Genomic DNA, 17,370 nt, shown 5'->3' with positions numbered 1-17,370 from the left:
CGACTAATCAAAGCCGGCGCCACTTGTTTTCTACCATTTCAATTCTACTAATACCGGGAAATGATCAGACGGAAATTTGCCATGATAAGTATCGGTTAGAATGCCATACCGCTTTACCTGGAAATCCTTCGATATAAACACATGATCGATGATATCTTTGGATGGATTATTTACTTTGAAGCTATTAAAACTTCCATTGTTCATATAAGGATGGGGCACCTCAAACAACGCATCTTTTAGCCAGCCGCTTTTATTGATAAAGTTGTACCACTCGCTTTGATGATTGCCATTGAAATCACCGGTAAAGATCACCGGGTTTTTGCCGGCTATTTGTTGGATCTTCTGCATGATTAGTTTACTGCTTTCAATTCTTGCCTGCACACCCTGGTGATCATAGTGGACATTGAATACATAAAATGCTTTCTTCCCTTTCTTTTCTTTAAACTTTACCCAGGAGCAGATACGGTTATGTTTGGCATCCCAACCCCAACCTGGTTTTTCCGGGTGCTCAGACAGCCAGAAATCGCCGCTAGCAATCACATTGTATTTTTCTTTCTTATAAAAAATGGCAGAATGTTCGCCTTTTGATTTTCCATCATCGCGGCCGATGCCATAATAAGCATATTCTGGCAAGGCTTTTTGTAAATCCTCCAGCTGATTCTTCAAGCCTTCCTGTGTACCCACAATATCAAATTCGTGAAACCGAATTAACGCGGCGGCTATGGGTGCACGGTCCTTCCAAAGATTTCCAGTGTCTCTGGGAGTATCGTAACGTAAATTAAAGGTACCGGTAATGATTGTCTGGGCTGATAACCCAAGCATAAGACAAAAGCTGAGCAGGCAAACAAATATTTTTTTCATATTAGTCAATCTTTGAGAGACGATTAGCAATTTAGCTATTACAGATTGAACAAAAAATGGCTGCGAAAAATGAATTACCGGATAAAACTTTCGTAAAGGCAGTTAACGGAGTTACTTATTACCGCATTGAATCCATTGTTATAGGCAGGGTGGCAACCATTGGAGATAACAACGATCCCAAACTTTTCTTTTGGATGAAAAAACATGGCGCTGAAAAGACCATAGGCCGAGCCGGTGTGGCCTTTCATCGTTTTGCCGGGAATCAATTTGTCAGTAGTAGAAATAGCAAGACCATATCCCTCTTTTTCGGCAACCGGTGCTTGCATTTGCCGGGCACTCTTTTTTGAAATGATCCTTTTCCCTTTGTGACGACCCTGCTTCATATGCATGATCATATACCCCGCCAGGTCATGTGCTGAGATTTTCAATCCTCCGGTAGGCGAAAAGATTGGCGTACTATAACCCATCACATAATTATTGATTTCTTCACGGCGGGGAGCATAGGCACCAGGAGAAGCAATAAATTTTTTTAAGGAGTCATTATATTCATAAATAGTAGCAAACCGGGAATTATCCAATGAGTCAACACAATAACCGCCATACAAACCCAATGGATCGAGGATATGATGCCTGACATACTGATCGAACCGTTCGCCGGATATTTTTTCGATAATGGTTCCCACCATGTTATAATTGAGGTTGCAATACATATAACCTGTTCCTGGCTGGTAATCATTATAACATTTTGCCCAATCCGGATTTTTATTGGGGTTAATAACATCAAGGGTGAAATAACCCTGGCTATCATTGAAGGAAGAACGATGAGACATCACCATTCGTAAGGTAATAACCGTCTCGGGAAATTTAGGATTTCTAACCTTGAAGCCAATCAGGTTGCTGATATCATCATCCAATGACAATTTCTTTGCCTCCACCAATTGCATAATAGAGGTAGACGAGAAAGATTTGGAGATGGAAGCAATTCTGAACAGGCAATCGTTGGTTAAAGGGGCATTACTGGCTGAGTCTTTCAATCCAAATGAATGAGTGTATATAATCTTATTCTTCTTTACTACTGAGACTGACAGGCCCATCACCTGTGATTGTTGCATCAGGTCACGGATGCAGGCTTCTGCATTTTCGGCCTGGCCAAAACTTTCGACACTAATCAATAAAATAAAAAAAATCCCGCTATAAGATTGTACAAACCACCTTTTGCTCATTTCAATTCAATTGATGGCTAAATATAAATGGTTTGACTGAATAGCCTCAATTTTTAAAAGTCAGCCGGGCCGATAAAAAAATTAGCCAAGGGGAAAATTTTTCCGGTTTGTTGTACAAAACCACGGTCTCTTTATGATGCTCCCATTGGTCATTGGCTAATCTATTGCTGTTTTAAGCGGTCTGAAATTTGCTACTTTACTGGCAGAATAAAACTATTGCTATGGCTAACCAACCTAAAGACAAAAAAGAAGAAAAGGACAAAAAAGATCCTTTGCTGAAACCTGATCCTGAAACCTTGCATAAAACCGATCCGCAGGATAATATGGAAGGCCCTGTTTCGTCCGTCGTTCAAAAAATCAAAGAAGAAGCGGAAGAGAACGAAGAAAGAGATAAAGAAGACGAAAAGAAAAAGAATTAAAAAAATTGGGTATTATCGCTTTCGTAAACGTTGCACACAATTGGAAAGTGAGCGAAGATGATGATAGGTGCCCTTCCAGATATGTCCCTTTAAAGCTGTCCTTTTTTCAGGTCTTGTATCAAGACCTTCTTCATACCAATCGCCATACTGGTGATCGATGATATATGTCTTGATATATTGCCACTGTCTCCTGAATTTTTCAAAATACTGCATGGAATCATTTGGAAAATGATCGGCCATCAGTAACAAGGTATTCAGACATTCAGCCTGCGACCACCAGTTCTTGCTGTTTTTTATGATTGTTATTTCATTTTTATTTTTAAAATAATATCCCTCATCATAAAATCCGCCGCTTGTATTGTCCCAACCGTTTTGCAATGCATGATTGACCATTCGCTGTGCCACTTTCATGGTGGTCGTATCATTTTTTAATCCTAACACATGCGAGGCTTCCAGCATCAGGTAGGCCGTTTCCACATCGTGACCAAAAGAAATATGATCCAAATTGCGATGCTTTAGCACAACCAATTCTGATGAATCGGCAAAAGAAACAGGTGTCCAATCAGGTTGTAAGAAAAGAGCAAGGCTGCCTCTTGATGTTGTGATGACATCACGGACCAGGTAAAGCATTTCACTTAACCGCTGCTGCAATAACTTATCTGGCGATATGCTGTAGAGTTCGGTAAAAGCTTCCAGCAAATGAATAGAACTGTTTTGATCTTTGTAACCGAGGGAAGAGGTCGACGGCATAGATGCTGTTCGCTTCACCGGGGTACCGTCAATTAGTAAATCCTGGTAATATCCTTTATAAACCGGGTCATGTGCTTTTTCCAGCCATTGAAAGCAATCCTTTGCCAATTGAAGTGCAGCGCTATCACCTGATGCTTTGTACCAAGCTGCCGAGGCATAGATTCCAAATGCATTTCCATAGGAAGTTTTTGCGCCACTGTCTTTTAAATTCCCCTTGCGATCTATCAATGTATAGAAGCCACCATGTTGTTTATCCCACATTTTATTCTTTAAAAAAACAAAACCTTGTGCTGCGCATTTTTTGTAATGATCCACCCGTGGATATAAACGTGAGGCCAAGGCATTGGACCATACATGCCGTGCCTGTGTCACAATCATTTTGTCCTGCGGGCCGGTGGGTTGAAAGTTATAGGTAAAAGTGCTGAGAAAGCCGCCATACAAACTATCGACACTTTGTGGATACCATTTATTCAGCAGTTCGTTGCGAATCGAATTTTCCATTTCATCAGCCAATCGTAACCTTTCCTGCTGCAACTCTTTTTTTGCAGGGATGTTTTGGGCTTGCACATCCGACACGAATAATAAAGCAAAAAGCAAGTTTTTTATTACGCAGACAAATGCTTTCATTAATTGTGGAGGTTAAGCACCAGGTGTTACTATTTTCTTATTCGGCACTGGTGCTATACACCAGGATCAAACCGGTATCCTGCCGGTTGCCATTCCATTTTTCAGAAGGTAGTCATAGCTTTCTTTCAAGGCATCAAATACATTGCCATTAGTCTTATCCATTTCTACAATCATCCACTCTGTATTGCCTGCAGCTGCTTTTACGATAGCCGGAAAATTCTGCGCCCCTTTACCTACCGCTACCATTGGATCAGGATTATCATCCGCTAATGAATCCCGCCAGACAGCAGGCCCGTCTTTGATATGCAGCATTGGAGCCCTTTTCCCAAACTTCTTCACGATAGCTGCAGGATTCTGGCCCGCTACTTTTACCCAATAGGTATCTATTTCAAAAAAGATATCCTTATCCAACATTTCTAATAGCACTTCATAAACAAAGCGTTTACCGGCTTTATTGCGGAATTCCCACCAATGGTTGTGTATGCCAAACTGCAAGCCATTCGCTTTGGCAAAACGATTAGCATCATTATAAACAGTCACCAATTGTTTGGTACCGGCAAGCGAACCATAACGGATATCTTCCGGCCAACCATGCCAGATCATTTTTTTACAACCCATTTCTCCCGCTGTTTCCAGGAAAGCAGCTTTTTTATCACCAATGGGCAATTCAATATGCGCAGAACAAACAGGCAGGCCTGCTTCTTTTAGATATTGTCCGGCCTGCTGTACGCTAACACCATCCGGCCAAAAAGCTGTTTCTACTGCCTCAAAGCCGATATCGGCGATTCGTTTGAGCGTACCCCGTATATCTTTTTCTATTTCTTTTCTTACCGAGTAAAGTTGCACCGCGATCTTCGCCGGTTTCTTTTGCCCGGTCCCTTCTGTTAACCCCGAAAAGAGAGTAGACGGAGCGATAGCAGCACCCAGGGCTCCCAGGCCTCCTAATTGCAAAAATTTTTTTCGTTGCATTAGCAATCTTTAGCCCTATAAATTTAAAATAAAATATTGGTGCAAAAGTTCATCCCTGCCGGACAAATAAAGAATATGCAGGAGTAAGTTTTTCTTTCCACCGAAATAAAATGATGCTTATAATCAAACAAAAATTCGGCAACCAGCTTAATTAATATTACATTTAGTAACCTCTTTACCCCCTGTAACAACCGTCCTGCCCTTCTATTTTTTAATCTTCAAAAAATAAAATCAATGAAACGGTTACATTTTGCCGGCTTGCTTTACTGCTCAACGATGCTATTGTTTTTTACCTCCTGTGGTGGAGGCGACAGTAAAACAGAAACTACTGCCGATTCCACGGCTACCGAAGCCACTACACCAGCTGCTCCCCCCGAAGTAAATACGATCATCACCACGCCGCAAAACATGATGATCGCACGGCATAAGGTCGCTAATTTCACCAAATGGAAAACTTCTTACGATGAACATGATTCCCTGCGGCTTGCCAATGGTATACACAGTTATGTCATTGGCCGGGGTGTGGAGGATTCCAACACTGTACTCGTTGCTGTCAAAATTGACGACTTAGACAAGGCCAAAGCTTTTGCCAAAGATCCCAGCCTGAAAAAAGCGATGCAAAAAGGCGGGGTCACCGGTACACCGCAATTTAATTTTGTGACAGCCACCTGGCAGGACACGGCTGTCATTGGCGCAGCTCCCCGGTCGATGACCACTTTTACGGTTAAAGATTGGGATGCCTGGAAGAAAAGTTTTGATGAAGGAAAACAGGATAGAGACCAGAATGGCATAGCGGTCAGAGTAGTCGGTCATGATGCCGATGATAATAAAAAGGTGGCCCTGGTAACTGCTCTCCTGGATACTGCCAAGGCTCATGCCTACTGGAAATCTGATGCATTGAAAAAAAGAAGAGAAGCCGGTGGCGTAATATCCGAACCACAGCGTTTTATATTTCGTATTGTTCAGCGCTATTATTAAATTTTGATCCCTTGTTTATTGAAATCGACTAATTTTTCAGAAGGCTATTGTGTTACTGTAGAATTTATTTTACACATTCCATTTATAAAAAAGATGAAGCAATTGTTTCATCTTTTTTTTGGTAACGACCGCGAAAGAAGGGCGACTTGTGAAGCTAGAATGACTTTAATTCAGAATAAAATGCACATCGGACCTGTCTATCTGTTTTGTATTAGCAGAGCAATCAGCGCCGCGATAAAAATGACGCCGTAGCCGACATAGAGATATTTTCTCAGTTTACGGCTGCCTGCCCAAATGCCAATTCCCATTTTTACCAATGTATTGGAAATGGCAGCGACGATGAGCGCATTGGCGGCAATGGAAAGGTCAAGATTCGAATGTGCTAACTTAGACACAGAAATTGTAATAGCGTCTATATCCGACAGGCCGGCAATAGCGCTGGATAACAGCATTCCTTTTTCGCCAAGTTGATCATTGGCATAGCTCACTACCAACAAAATGACTATATAAATAAGACCAAATACCAGGGCTCCCTGTAAGTCAAGGGGTTTGGTTTTAGGAATGGTCGCGTCTATTTTTTCTTTCCTTTTTTGTTTGCGATACGTATAATAGATCAGCAGCGTAATACCGATTCCTGCCAGGAATACAAGCAGGATGGGAAGATAAGTTTTGTTAAACAAGGTGCGGTTAAACAAAAAAGTCCAAACCAGCACCCTGATGATCATAATGGAGGAAGCCGCTAAAATAGCAATCGAACAACTATGGGATAAGTTCTCATTCTCCTTACTTTTTTTGGCAAAGACCCAGGTTACGGCTGTGCTGGAAACCAATCCGCCCATGATGCCGCTTAAAAGTATACCCCTGCTGGCTCCCAGGAGTCGCATCAGGATATAACCGGCAAAGCCCAACCCGGAAGTAAGGATGATTACCCAACCAATCTCACGGGGATTAATCACATTATAAGGGCCTAAATTTTGATCGGGGAGAAAAGGAAAAATCAATAATGCTACCACAACAAATCGAATAAAAGCATAGAGTTCTTCCGCAGTGATCTTTCCGACGATGGCCCTTAATTGCAATTTGACAGACAGCAATACAACCATCACCACCGTAATAGCAAGGCTCGCCACTATCAAACCAAGCAACGACAAAGTACCGAGGAAAAAAACAGCCAACAACGAAAACTCGGTGGTGGCGCCAATATCACCTCTGGATGCCGTGATCCAATAGGATACACCTGTCAATATAATCACCGCCAGCAAAATACCTGCATATACCAATGGAGAGAGCAGGTAAAACGTCATACCTGCTATAAAGCCAAGAAGTGCAACAAAAATAAAAGTTCTGATACCGGCAAAGGCTTCCACTTTTTCCTGCATAGCGTTGCGTTCCCGTTCCAATCCAATAATGGCTCCGATACCAAGAGACACCAAAAGCCGGATAATAAAATCAGCCTGGGTTAACTGGAATGTTTCAGTATTGATAAGATAGTCGTCCATGACAATAACGGGCTGTTATAAAATTACCTGAATGTAATAAATCAAAAGCTTATCCGCCTAATTCCCTCAAGTTCTTCTTATTCAATTTTAACACCAAATTGAAACATTTTGATGCGTACCGTATTTTTCACTAAAATTATTGGAAACATGGGCTGTTTCTAACAGCTAATCATTTCTCATCAGTCATACCGCATCTTTACTGAAATAATGCCTGGCAAAAAATTGAAAAGGTTCCGCCGGCAAATATTTCTCAAATCGGTTGATGCGGCGTGGGCTACAGAACGCTTCAATTTATACCAAACAGCTCGTTCATTGAATAAAAAAACCGCCTGTACGATTTTAAAATAATCATCCATTGAATAAGACTTTCTTTGTTCCTATTAAATTTTCAGCAATGAGTACAAACCTATTTCCCAGGCTCAGTATCCTGCTCTTTGGTCTATTTTATTTTTCTTATATCAACGCCCAGGATAATTATCGTTATGCAGTTGATCTCACGAAGGCGGATGATGATCGGTTGGCGGTGGAATTAATCACCCCAACTATCACGAAGAAAAATATTGTGTTCTATTTTCCAAAGATCGTTCCGGGCACTTATATGAACAGCAATTATGGCAAGTACGTTCACAACTTGAAGGCGTATACAAGAACAGGCTCGGAATTGCCGGTAAAGCATACAGGTGATAATAGCTGGGAGATTAAAAATGCTGATAAAGTAAACCGTATCACTTACAAGGTGGAAGATACCTGGGATTCAGAGATCAAAAACAAAGTGTACACCATGTGCGGTACCAATTTCGAAGCAGGTAAAAATTTTGTGGTCAATACACCCGGGCTCTTTGGCTATTTCGACGGAATGAAAAAAAATCCTTTTGATCTTATCTTCACCAAGCCACAAGGTTTTTATGCCGCTACCGGGTTAAAACCTGTTTCAAGCACTGCAACGAGCGACCTGTTTCGTGCAGGTAATGCAGACGAACTTTATGATTCACCTATCATGTTTTCTTTGCCGGATACAACTACTATCAGGGTGGGCAATGCCGATGTACTGATTGCTGTTTATTCTCCCAAAAAGCTGGTGACGTCAAAATTCATCGCAACCCATTTGGAGAAACTTTTAATGGCAACAAAAGATTATTTAAAAGGCAAATTGCCAGTCGATAAATATGCTTTCATCTATTATTTCAATGGTGAACAAAAACCACTCAGCAGTGCTGGCGCCTGGGAACATTCCTATTCTTCATTTTACAGCGTGCCTGAACTACCGCAGGAAGAAGGTATCGGCATGTGGGTAGATATTTCTTCACATGAATTTTTTCATATCGTAACACCACTCACTATCAGCTCTAAAGAAGTAAAGGAATTTAATTTCAATGAGACGGTGCTATCCAAACATCTCTGGCTTTACGAAGGAAGTACCGAGTACTATGCGCATCATGTGCAGGTATGGGGTGGACTGATCACTCCTGAAAAGTTTTTAGAAACAATGGCCCAAAAGATAAGCTATTCACGGAGCCATTACAACGACAGTCTTTCCTTTACGGAGATGAGCAAGGAGAGTGCTGGTAGATATGCAGATCAATATAACAATGTGTACCAGAAAGGTGCATTGATTTCAGCCTGTCTTGATCTTTATTTACTTCATCTTTCCGGCAATCAATATGGCTTGCGGGATCTGAAGCATGACCTGGGTGTGAAATATGGCAAGGATAAATATTTTGAAGACGAGCAATTGTTTGATGAGATCGAAAAACTGACTTATCCCGAAATAAAAGAGTTTTTACTGAAGCATGTACAGGGAGGAGAACCGACTCCTTATGAAAAATATTTCGGACTGGCAGGGGTGAAATACATTCCGACAGAAATGAGCAGGAGCATCTCATTAGGAGGTATCGGCCTTACAGCCGATTCATTGGGAAGAATTGTAGTGAATGATGTGAAGGCAATGGATGACTTTGGAAAGAAAATGGGTTACCAATTGAATGATGAAGTAGTAAGCCTGAATGGTGAAACCTTAACGCTTGGCAATGCGGGAAATTTGATACAGAAATTTTTTAGCAACACCAAAGAGGGCGATCCCGTAAAAATAGAAGTGAGACGCAACACAGCTAATGGGCAACCGCAGCTGGTGACTTTAACTGCAACGGCCCTGATGGTTGATAAACCGAAACTGCACCAGTTGAAATTTGATGAGCAAGCCACACCGGAGCAATTAAAATTGCGGGGAGCCTGGATGAGCGGGTCCCCTAAAAAAGGATTTTGAGTTGGCTGAACTGGGATCCAGAATCAAGTTCGGGGAGAAGTTTTTGGGGAGATTGATGGAATTTTTAAAAAAAGTCAAAATTGTATTTTCCCATTCATCTTCATAGTGTAATGATTACAAACACCTGCGTTAAACGGTTTGAATATCATATTTAAGGTTAAAAATTGATGATGCGCAACGGGGCCTTCGGGACCCTTTTGTTATTCGCCAACATCTTTTAGCTCCCGTTCTATTTGTTTTATTGGGCAATTTGCCTCCCTTAATAATACGGACTGATCATCAAATACACTGCTACACCAGTAATAGCCACATACAGCCAAATGGGCCAGGTGATGCGGGCCAGCTTTTTGTGGCGATCATACTCGCCGATCAGGCCGCGATAAGCAGTGAACAAAATAAAGGGAAGAATAAGACCGGCCAATGGAATATGTGTGCCGAGAATGATATAGTAAATCATTTTGGATGTGCCTTCACCACCAAATTTGGTTTCGCCTGCAAACAGGTGATGGCAGATATAACTGATCAAAAAGAGAATGGATAAAACCATTGCTGTCAGCATGATTTTTTTATGCGCTTCATACTTACCTGTTTTCACCGCCCATAAGGCCACGATCAGCAAAACGGCTACAGCCGAATTGATCAGCGCATTCAGTTGTGCAAAAAGATGTACATCGAAACCAAGGTTCATCTCCAATTTTACCCGGCTCAACAATACAACCGCCGCGAAAACAATTATAGAAAAGACGATGATCAGCCATGAAGCTTTTTGGTCATTTTTCTTCCAAACCGGTACCAGCATTGTTCTATTTTTTTCGAATGATAATTAATAATACACCCACACTCAGGATCGCTATCAGAAAGACTACTGCGATCAGTTGCAGCTTGCCCGCCAGGAAACTTTTCCGTGTCGGGTCTTTTTCCATCGTCAGTAAAATAATATCATTGGACAACAGCCTGAGCGAAGCCGAATCCAACCCATGATAATAACCCCGCACATGGCGGTTGCTATCGATCAAAACAAAATGATCGGTATGAATAAAGTTGGTATCAATACCCTGGCCATCTACCACGCCAATCTTCATTTCCTTGATGGCCATATCATAAATTTCTTTCTTGGGTCCGGTTAGTAACCACCATTGCTCAGGATTCACCTGGAAACGATCAGCCCATTGTTTCAGTCTTGGTACCGAATCTCTTTCGGGATCAATACTAAAAGACAGGAAATGAAGAAAGTCCGGTGTTTTATCACCGACCCGTTGCGAATTATTGATCGATTGCTGTAACCAACGCATATTGCTGGTAAGCCGGGGACAAATAGTAGGACAATGCGTAAAGAAAAAATCAGCTACAACTACTTTTCCTTTTAACGATGCCCAGGAAACGGTGTCACCTTGTTGATTCGTCAATGAAAATTCCGGTAACTTATGCCAGGCCGTATCAAAAACTTTCTTGCCTTTTTCTGTTTTGGTAATGATTGAATCCGCCAGGTAATGACGCGGCATATGAATGGCTGAGTCACTATAACCTTTCACGATAAAATAGCAGAGCAACGGCACCAATACCGCCAGCAACAATGCATATAAAGCTTTCTTGTTCACAAATACATCATTTATCTATAATGGCTAATATTATTTCCTGATAAAACTTCCCGCAACGTCTTTAATAATTAAATCGTTTTAACTATCGCATATTCTGTTTACTTTTTGCCTTGATGCAAAAAGTAATAAAAAAATCAAGGCTGCAGAAAAATGGCTAAAATTTGTTTCGTTACGCTGCGGTGAAAAAGCTTACTATGATCTGCATATCGCTATTCAGCAATTCTGTGTCTCTGCTTTTAAAATTCTTATCAACATTTTCGCCGCTTAACGCTTCACTAAACAAATTTAGTTCGGTCATATTATTTTACTTTGGCCTCACTGAACCTCCTTCGTCGGTTTCTTAACGCCATTTTTCTGAGGCCACTCCATTGTTATAGCAGCATTTTTAAATTTTAAGCTACTTTCATAATAAAATCGCCGGTCTGAATTGCAATTGCAAAGACCGGCGATCAAATTTTATAACAAAAGTTTTACTGCTTACCGGGCTTCACCTCTTCAGGAGCTTTCTTCTCTGCATGGTGCTGCTGCGGCATTGTAGATTCTTCAAAATGTTTATCGTATGTATTGCGAAGATTTTTATAGGAGTTACCGTCAACAATAAACGCAATGATAAACCAGATGAATAACAACAGCGGCACTACAATGGTCATGATCATGTTCCTGATCTCGTCACCCAGGTGCATAAAGACAGAAACGATATAATAAGCTTTGGCCAGCGTAAGGATACATACTACACCTTTAAACATCAACACCAGCAGATGACTGGGATCAGGTCCTTTGTGTATTGTATAAATCCCTAAACCAATTGCCAGCTCAATCACAGTGATCACTGACAGCAGTATGGTTGTCTTTCTTACCTTCTTCCTGAATTCCTCATCCGACTGATGCTGATGCGGAATCGTGATTTCAGATGACATTGCGTGTTGATCCATATTCAAAAAGTTTAACCCCAAACTCCGCCGCGGCGGAGCTTTCGAATAGTCATTAAAGTTGAAAATAACCTGCTTTAATGAAATTGGTCTATTAAAAAATATTAATTAATTACTATAAAGAACTTCCAAATCTAAAACCGGTTTCATCTAAGTCCTCAGCCTCGGTGGAGACCTGGATTTAAATCAAATAAAAACAAAGGAATACAAATACCCATACCAGGTCTACAAAGTGCCAGTACAGACCAGCTTTTTCTATCATCAGGTAATGTCCTCTCTTTGCAAACACATCTTTTTGTGTCATGATCAACATTACGATATTAATGATAACACCAGAAAATACGTGGAAGCCATGGAAACCTGTGATTCCATAAAAGTAACCACCGAATGCCACCGGTCCGTTCTTCCGGATATGCAGTTCGGATACATTGATCATGTCGATCAACTTTTCTTTTGGCATCCCCATCAGTTGCTCATGCACCAGCGCATGATTTTGCTCATGTGCCAGCAGCGCCAATGAATGTTGTGATGAGTTTTTCAAAGCTGCACTCACCTGTTCAGCGCCTATTAAATCACCCCAGGGGTTGACGGTAGTAGTTTGCCCAACCCACTGAATGGCACCATCGATCAGCGTTGGATGTGCCCCGGTAATTAAGTGATGCCACTCCCATGCCTGGCAACCCAGGAAAGCTAAGCCACCAACAATGGTCCAGGCCAACCATTTTATTACACCTTGTTTATCTCCTTTGTGACCGGCATGTACAGCCAATACCATTGTTACCGAACTAATGATCAAAATAAATGTCATTACACTCACAAAGGCCAAAGGCAAATTAGCATGCCCTGCCCCCGGAAATGCATTGAACACTACGTTTGGATCGGGCCAGAAGTTTTGGCTGAAACGAATACTTCCGTACGAAATCAGGAAGGCTCCGAATGTAAACGCATCACTCATCAAAAAATACCACATCATCAATTTTCCATACTCCAGGTTGAAGGGGCTTTTACCTCCACTCCACCATTTTGTCTGATGCGCTGTAGCTGTTGTCTCCATAATATTTAAAGTTCCAAAGGTTAAAAAGTTCAACAATTTTCTGAAGTTTCCTCCATCAATTATTCAAACTTTCTTATATCCTGTTTTTAAAAAATTCCTTTTATTATTTGCCCGGCTCTGAAGTTCAATAACGATTGAGCTTGTGAACCGGTAAACTATCAAACTTTCATTTACCCGATGACGAGAAAAAATACCAACAGGTAAATCCAGAGTATATCTACAAAATGCCAGTAAGTAGCTGCTACTTCCACCGGTATTGAGCTATATACTTTCAGTCTTCCAAAAAATGCTTTCATTGTCAATACGGTCAAAGCTATCACTCCGCCTACTACGTGCAAAGCATGTAATCCGAATATCACATACAAAAACTGGCCTGCTCCCGTTACACCTTTCAATTTAATACCCTGTTGTTCCCAAAGATCTTTAAAACCCAACCACTGACAAATCACGAAGACAATTCCCAGCACAACCGTTAAAGCAATCTGCCACCTATAGCTGCTCATTTCACGTTGGCGAAATGATCGCAGCGCCATTTGGATCATCAGGCTGCTCAATATAATCACAGCCGTTGATACCCAAAATATTTTCGGCATGTCAATCTGCCTCCAGCCTACCAGGTTGCTTTTTACAATAAAAGCACTGGTCAATCCCGCAAACATCATCAGTATGCTGGCAATCGCCACCCACAGCGTAAACTTGTGTGGATGTATTTTTTGTCTTTGTTGCGTACTCACTATATCAATAATCATAAATCACAAATAATAAAATCCCAAATCACAGAACTTTTCACTTATCACCATCCTTCAACTTATTCAGCATCGCTGAAAATATTTTTCTTAATTGGCTCGCTTCATCTATCAAAGCTGCTCTTTCAATTTCCGCTTCTTTAAAGTCAAAAACCTCAATCAGGCCTAAAAAATGCATTGACTTTTTTGCTTCCTTTCTGCTTATTTTTACCCTGAACCTTAAATCGCCGGGACCAACATTTTCATTCGCTTCAATATAGTTTGCGCCTATAGATTCACTAGCTCTTGTTAATTGTCTTACGTCTTCAATATTACAGACATCCATTTTTAATTTCCGGCAAAACCTCCTCACTCTTTTCCCAAATTCATGACAGCGTTCTTCAAGCTCATGCTCAAACGTGGAATTTGTAATTTATTTTTGGTATTTACCCAATTTTGCTCATCAATAAAGCCAGCAATACTACCGGCAAATACAAATAGCTTCCAAACATCACTTTCCTGGCCGAGGCTGTATCCATTTTTTGATATAGCGTTATACAACGTAACAACATAAACAGGTTTGCCAGCACTACCAGGAACAAGCTGATCACTCCTTTAACATCATCATAACTGCACATGCCGGTCAAAAAAGGCAATACGGTTACCGGTATTAACAGCAACGAATAAATAATCGTCTGCAATGCTGTAAACCTTGTTGGTCCCTTATCAGCCGGCAACAATCTAAACCCTGCTGTTACATAATCCTTGTGCGCCACCCAGGCTATAGCCCAGAAATGCGGGAACTGCCAGAGAAATTGAATGCCAAACAAGATCCAGCCTCCAAGGGACAATTGTCCTTGTCCCGCAGTCCAGCCAATCAGGCAAGGCAACGCACCGGGTACCGCTCCTACCAACACAGCAATAGAGCTTACTTTCTTTAGCGGCGTATAGATAAATGCATATAGAAATAAACTAAACGCTGCCAAACCGGCCGACAACAGGTTGAAAAAATAACCCAGTATAAAAACACCAATAGCACCTGTGATAATCGCAAAGGCCCATCCGTGTTCTATACTCATTCTGCCGGAAGCAATCGGCCTCTTGCCCGTTCGCTTCATCATAGCATCCGTATCTTTTTCCACTACCTGGTTGATGGCATTGGCACTGCCTGTTACCAACATCCCACCTGCAAAGAGCATGAGTATCCTGAACCATTTATCTTCATACGCCTCAAAACCTTTGCTTAGCATAAAACTGATCACACTGCTAAACACCACCATGATACTCAACGAAAGCTTTACCAGTTGTAAATAATCTTTTATCCTGTTCATCACCCGCTTTCGTTTTTTAAATCGCATATTATATGCGATTTATGTTTTTGTTCCCATCTCTGTACCACCCTGAGCTTGCGAAGGGTCATCGTCCCTTGAATCCCACATCCTGAGCGAAGTCGAAGGACATCGTTCTGTTCGCTTATCGTATTATAATGCCGCTCCTACGGAGCTCAGATTTATCAATCTCTTTTTTTCTACCAACATGTCGTCCCTACGGGACTCTCTTATAAGAAAGTATCTACTTTTTCCTCCCAATCCCATTAATCCAATAAATCCCGGTTCAGACAATTAATGCTTACTCTCATTTGCTCCAATCGGCTCTGTCTGCGGAATATAATCTCTCCCGTCTTTACCATAGTCATAAGCCCAGCGATGCACTTCTGGTATCTCACCTTCCCAGTTACCGTGGCCAGGATTGATCGGTGTTGTCCATTCCAGCGTAGTAGCACCCCATGGATTAGTTGAGGTTACTTTTCTTCCTTTGAAAATTGAGTAGATGAAATTAAATATAAACATCAGCTGTACTGCAAATACTATGATCGAAACGATGGTAATCATTTTATCCAAATCACCAAACTGGTTAAATGAAAGCCAGGTGCTCTTATCCAGGTAACGACGGGGGATACCTGCCAGACCCTGGTAGTGCATTGGCCAGAAGATCAGGTAAGCGCCGATCAATGTCACCCAGAAATGGATATAGGCTAATGTGTTGTTCAAATAACGGCCATACATTTTCGGGAACCAGTGATAGATACCGGCAAACATCCCAAACATAGATGCCACACCCATTACAATGTGGAAGTGCGCCACCACAAACATGGTATCATGCAGGTGAATATCAATGGTTGAGTTACCAAGAAAAATACCTGTTAAACCACCGGATATAAATAAGCTTACAAAACCAATAGAGAATAATGCACCGGGAGTAAAGCGAATATTTCCTCTCCACAAAGTAGTCAACCAGTTAAACACTTTAATAGCTGAAGGCACGGCGATCAACAAGGTCAGCAACACGAATACCGATCCGAGGAAAGGATTCAGACCTGTTACAAACATATGGTGCGCCCAAACCAGGAAGGCAAGAATAGCGATAGCGAATAAAGATCCCAACATCGCCATATAACCGAAGATGGGCTTGCGGGCATTTACCGAAAGAATTTCAGACACCATTCCCATTGCTGGCAAAAGGATGATATATACTTCGGGGTGACCCAGGAACCAGAATAAGTGTTGATAAAGTATCGCACTCCCCCCTTCGTTCGGCAAAATTTCACCGTTGACCACAATATCACTCAGGAAGAAGCTGGTACCCAGATTACGATCAAATAATAAAAGCACCGCACCGGATAACAATACCGGGAATGATAATACTCCCAATACTGCGGTAAAGAACAGGGCCCACATCGGCAAAGGCAAACGTGTCATGCTCATACCCTTTGTCCGCATGTTCAGAATGGTAGAAATATAGTTCAGACCACCCATTAATGATGATACGATGAACAAAGCCATACTGATCAGCCACAAATCCGCACCGATCTTGGATCCATCACCCGCTTGTCTCAACGCACTTAGCGGAGGATACATGGTCCATCCACCACTGGCAGGACCGGTTTGAACAAACATCGATGAAAGCATCACGATACCGGCTATAAAGAAGAACCAGTATGATAACATATTCAGAAAAGGTGAAGCCATGTCTCTCGCACCCACTTGAAGGGGAATCAAAAGATTGGCAAATGTTCCACTCAAACCCGCTGTTAATACAAAGAACACTAATATCGTTCCGTGCATCGTTACAAGAGCATAGTAGAATTCTGGCTTGATCAAACCACCCTCGGCCCAGTGACCAAAAAATGTTTCAAGAATCGGGAACGTTTGACCCGGATAACCTAATTGTAAACGAAACAGCACGGAAAACAAACCACCGACAACTGCCCAGATCATACCAGTGATCAGGAATTGCTTGGCGATCATTTTGTGATCGGTACTAAAAACATACTTCTGAATAAAGGATTGATGGTGATGATCATGATGATCACCGTTGTGATGAACCTCATGTCCTACGGCTACCTCAGGGTGTATATGCATTGCTTCGCTCATAATCTTTTATTTATTGGCAAAACTTCGTTGCCTGTTTGTAA

General features: G+C 41.6%; 17 protein-coding genes. 3 read left to right on the top strand and 14 right to left on the bottom strand.

The window, feature by feature from the left end; all coding sequences use genetic code 11:
* Window positions 1–30 precede the first annotated feature (30 nt).
* Entirely contained in the window at window positions 31–861 is an 831-nt protein-coding gene (locus ACFEL9_RS15655; RefSeq protein WP_385891891.1) for an endonuclease/exonuclease/phosphatase family protein, read from the bottom strand.
* Between the two features lie 74 nt (window positions 862–935).
* Window positions 936–2,084 carry a serine hydrolase domain-containing protein gene (locus ACFEL9_RS15650; protein ID WP_385891888.1) on the bottom strand — a complete coding sequence of 383 codons (1,149 nt, stop codon included), beginning with the start codon at window positions 2,082–2,084 and terminating at the stop codon, window positions 936–938.
* A gap of 221 nt (window positions 2,085–2,305) precedes the next feature.
* Between ACFEL9_RS15650 and ACFEL9_RS15645 the strand changes: the two genes are divergently transcribed.
* Window positions 2,306–2,503: a hypothetical protein gene (locus tag ACFEL9_RS15645; protein ID WP_385891886.1), complete on the top strand. Its 198-nt coding sequence runs from the start codon at window positions 2,306–2,308 to the stop codon at window positions 2,501–2,503.
* A 12-nt stretch (window positions 2,504–2,515) separates the two neighbouring features.
* Here ACFEL9_RS15645 and ACFEL9_RS15640 read toward each other — a convergent pair whose 3' ends face one another.
* On the bottom strand, window positions 2,516–3,880 hold the full coding sequence (locus ACFEL9_RS15640) for an AGE family epimerase/isomerase (protein ID WP_385891884.1): 1,365 nt from the start codon (window positions 3,878–3,880) through the stop codon (window positions 2,516–2,518).
* 66 nt (window positions 3,881–3,946) lie between these two features.
* On the bottom strand, window positions 3,947–4,849 hold the full coding sequence (locus ACFEL9_RS15635) for a sugar phosphate isomerase/epimerase family protein (protein ID WP_385891882.1): 903 nt from the start codon (window positions 4,847–4,849) through the stop codon (window positions 3,947–3,949).
* Between the two features lie 234 nt (window positions 4,850–5,083).
* Between ACFEL9_RS15635 and ACFEL9_RS15630 the strand changes: the two genes are divergently transcribed.
* Window positions 5,084–5,827, top strand: coding sequence for a hypothetical protein (locus tag ACFEL9_RS15630; RefSeq protein WP_385891880.1), 744 nt, complete (start codon window positions 5,084–5,086; stop codon window positions 5,825–5,827).
* Between the two features lie 197 nt (window positions 5,828–6,024).
* Here the strand turns inward: ACFEL9_RS15630 and ACFEL9_RS15625 are convergent, their stop codons facing one another.
* Window positions 6,025–7,326, bottom strand: a complete 1,302-nt coding sequence (locus ACFEL9_RS15625; protein WP_385891877.1) for an MgtC/SapB family protein — start codon at window positions 7,324–7,326, stop codon at window positions 6,025–6,027.
* A 394-nt stretch (window positions 7,327–7,720) separates the two neighbouring features.
* Here ACFEL9_RS15625 and ACFEL9_RS15620 point away from each other — a divergent pair, with 394 nt between their 5' ends.
* Window positions 7,721–9,589: a M61 family metallopeptidase gene (locus ACFEL9_RS15620; protein WP_385891874.1), complete on the top strand. Its 1,869-nt coding sequence runs from the start codon at window positions 7,721–7,723 to the stop codon at window positions 9,587–9,589.
* Between the two features lie 259 nt (window positions 9,590–9,848).
* Here the strand turns inward: ACFEL9_RS15620 and ACFEL9_RS15615 are convergent, their stop codons facing one another.
* The 9 genes from ACFEL9_RS15615 to ACFEL9_RS15575 all read right to left on the bottom strand — a co-directional run bounded on the left by ACFEL9_RS15615 (window position 9,849) and on the right by ACFEL9_RS15575 (window position 17,329).
* Window positions 9,849–10,388, bottom strand: coding sequence for a DUF420 domain-containing protein (locus ACFEL9_RS15615; RefSeq protein WP_385891872.1), 540 nt, complete (start codon window positions 10,386–10,388; stop codon window positions 9,849–9,851).
* A gap of 4 nt (window positions 10,389–10,392) precedes the next feature.
* Window positions 10,393–11,187: an SCO family protein gene (locus tag ACFEL9_RS15610; RefSeq protein WP_385891870.1), complete on the bottom strand. Its 795-nt coding sequence runs from the start codon at window positions 11,185–11,187 to the stop codon at window positions 10,393–10,395.
* Between the two features lie 169 nt (window positions 11,188–11,356).
* A complete protein-coding gene (locus tag ACFEL9_RS15605; protein WP_385891867.1) occupies window positions 11,357–11,485 on the bottom strand; it encodes a hypothetical protein in 129 nt (42 codons plus the stop codon).
* Window positions 11,486–11,657: 172 nt separating this feature from the next.
* Entirely contained in the window at window positions 11,658–12,119 is a 462-nt protein-coding gene (locus ACFEL9_RS15600; RefSeq protein ID WP_385891865.1) for a cytochrome C oxidase subunit IV family protein, read from the bottom strand.
* Between the two features lie 178 nt (window positions 12,120–12,297).
* The gene (locus tag ACFEL9_RS15595) at window positions 12,298–13,170 is read right to left on the bottom strand and encodes a cytochrome c oxidase subunit 3 (RefSeq protein WP_385891863.1); all 873 of its coding nucleotides are present in this window, start codon (window positions 13,168–13,170) and stop codon (window positions 12,298–12,300) included.
* Window positions 13,171–13,340: 170 nt separating this feature from the next.
* Entirely contained in the window at window positions 13,341–13,919 is a 579-nt protein-coding gene (locus ACFEL9_RS15590) for a cytochrome c oxidase subunit 3 (protein WP_385891861.1), read from the bottom strand.
* Between the two features lie 37 nt (window positions 13,920–13,956).
* Window positions 13,957–14,328 (bottom strand): four helix bundle protein, encoded by a 372-nt coding sequence (locus ACFEL9_RS15585; RefSeq protein WP_385892614.1) that lies wholly within the window; start codon window positions 14,326–14,328, stop codon window positions 13,957–13,959.
* 13 nt (window positions 14,329–14,341) lie between these two features.
* Window positions 14,342–15,253: a heme o synthase gene (cyoE, locus tag ACFEL9_RS15580; protein ID WP_385891858.1), complete on the bottom strand. Its 912-nt coding sequence runs from the start codon at window positions 15,251–15,253 to the stop codon at window positions 14,342–14,344.
* Between the two features lie 264 nt (window positions 15,254–15,517).
* A complete protein-coding gene (locus tag ACFEL9_RS15575) occupies window positions 15,518–17,329 on the bottom strand; it encodes a cytochrome c oxidase subunit I (RefSeq protein ID WP_385891857.1) in 1,812 nt (603 codons plus the stop codon).
* Window positions 17,330–17,370 lie beyond the last annotated feature (41 nt).

The sequence above is a fragment of the Terrimonas alba genome, from assembly GCF_042434975.1.
Classification (GTDB): domain Bacteria; phylum Bacteroidota; class Bacteroidia; order Chitinophagales; family Chitinophagaceae; genus Terrimonas_B; species Terrimonas_B alba.
Note: the sequence above shows the minus strand (reverse complement) of the source record. Positions and strands in the feature narration are given on the sequence as shown.

What these genes read in the sequence shown, in the direction of transcription:
- ACFEL9_RS15655 (WP_385891891.1), bottom strand. Translation starts at nt 861, where the DNA reads ATGAAAAAAATATTTGTTTGCCTGCTCAGCTTTTGTCTTATGCTTGGG.
- ACFEL9_RS15650 (WP_385891888.1), bottom strand. Translation starts at nt 2,084, where the DNA reads ATGAGCAAAAGGTGGTTTGTACAATCTTATAGCGGGATTTTTTTTATT.
- ACFEL9_RS15645 (WP_385891886.1), top strand. Translation starts at nt 2,306, where the DNA reads ATGGCTAACCAACCTAAAGACAAAAAAGAAGAAAAGGACAAAAAAGAT.
- ACFEL9_RS15640 (WP_385891884.1), bottom strand. Translation starts at nt 3,880, where the DNA reads ATGAAAGCATTTGTCTGCGTAATAAAAAACTTGCTTTTTGCTTTATTA.
- ACFEL9_RS15635 (WP_385891882.1), bottom strand. Translation starts at nt 4,849, where the DNA reads ATGCAACGAAAAAAATTTTTGCAATTAGGAGGCCTGGGAGCCCTGGGT.
- ACFEL9_RS15630 (WP_385891880.1), top strand. Translation starts at nt 5,084, where the DNA reads ATGAAACGGTTACATTTTGCCGGCTTGCTTTACTGCTCAACGATGCTA.
- ACFEL9_RS15625 (WP_385891877.1), bottom strand. Translation starts at nt 7,326, where the DNA reads ATGGACGACTATCTTATCAATACTGAAACATTCCAGTTAACCCAGGCT.
- ACFEL9_RS15620 (WP_385891874.1), top strand. Translation starts at nt 7,721, where the DNA reads ATGAGTACAAACCTATTTCCCAGGCTCAGTATCCTGCTCTTTGGTCTA.
- ACFEL9_RS15615 (WP_385891872.1), bottom strand. Translation starts at nt 10,388, where the DNA reads ATGCTGGTACCGGTTTGGAAGAAAAATGACCAAAAAGCTTCATGGCTG.
- ACFEL9_RS15605 (WP_385891867.1), bottom strand. Translation starts at nt 11,485, where the DNA reads ATGACCGAACTAAATTTGTTTAGTGAAGCGTTAAGCGGCGAAAATGTT.
- ACFEL9_RS15600 (WP_385891865.1), bottom strand. Translation starts at nt 12,119, where the DNA reads ATGGATCAACACGCAATGTCATCTGAAATCACGATTCCGCATCAGCAT.
- ACFEL9_RS15595 (WP_385891863.1), bottom strand. Translation starts at nt 13,170, where the DNA reads ATGGAGACAACAGCTACAGCGCATCAGACAAAATGGTGGAGTGGAGGT.
- ACFEL9_RS15590 (WP_385891861.1), bottom strand. Translation starts at nt 13,919, where the DNA reads ATGATTATTGATATAGTGAGTACGCAACAAAGACAAAAAATACATCCA.
- cyoE (WP_385891858.1), bottom strand. Translation starts at nt 15,253, where the DNA reads ATGCGATTTAAAAAACGAAAGCGGGTGATGAACAGGATAAAAGATTAT.
- ACFEL9_RS15575 (WP_385891857.1), bottom strand. Translation starts at nt 17,329, where the DNA reads ATGAGCGAAGCAATGCATATACACCCTGAGGTAGCCGTAGGACATGAG.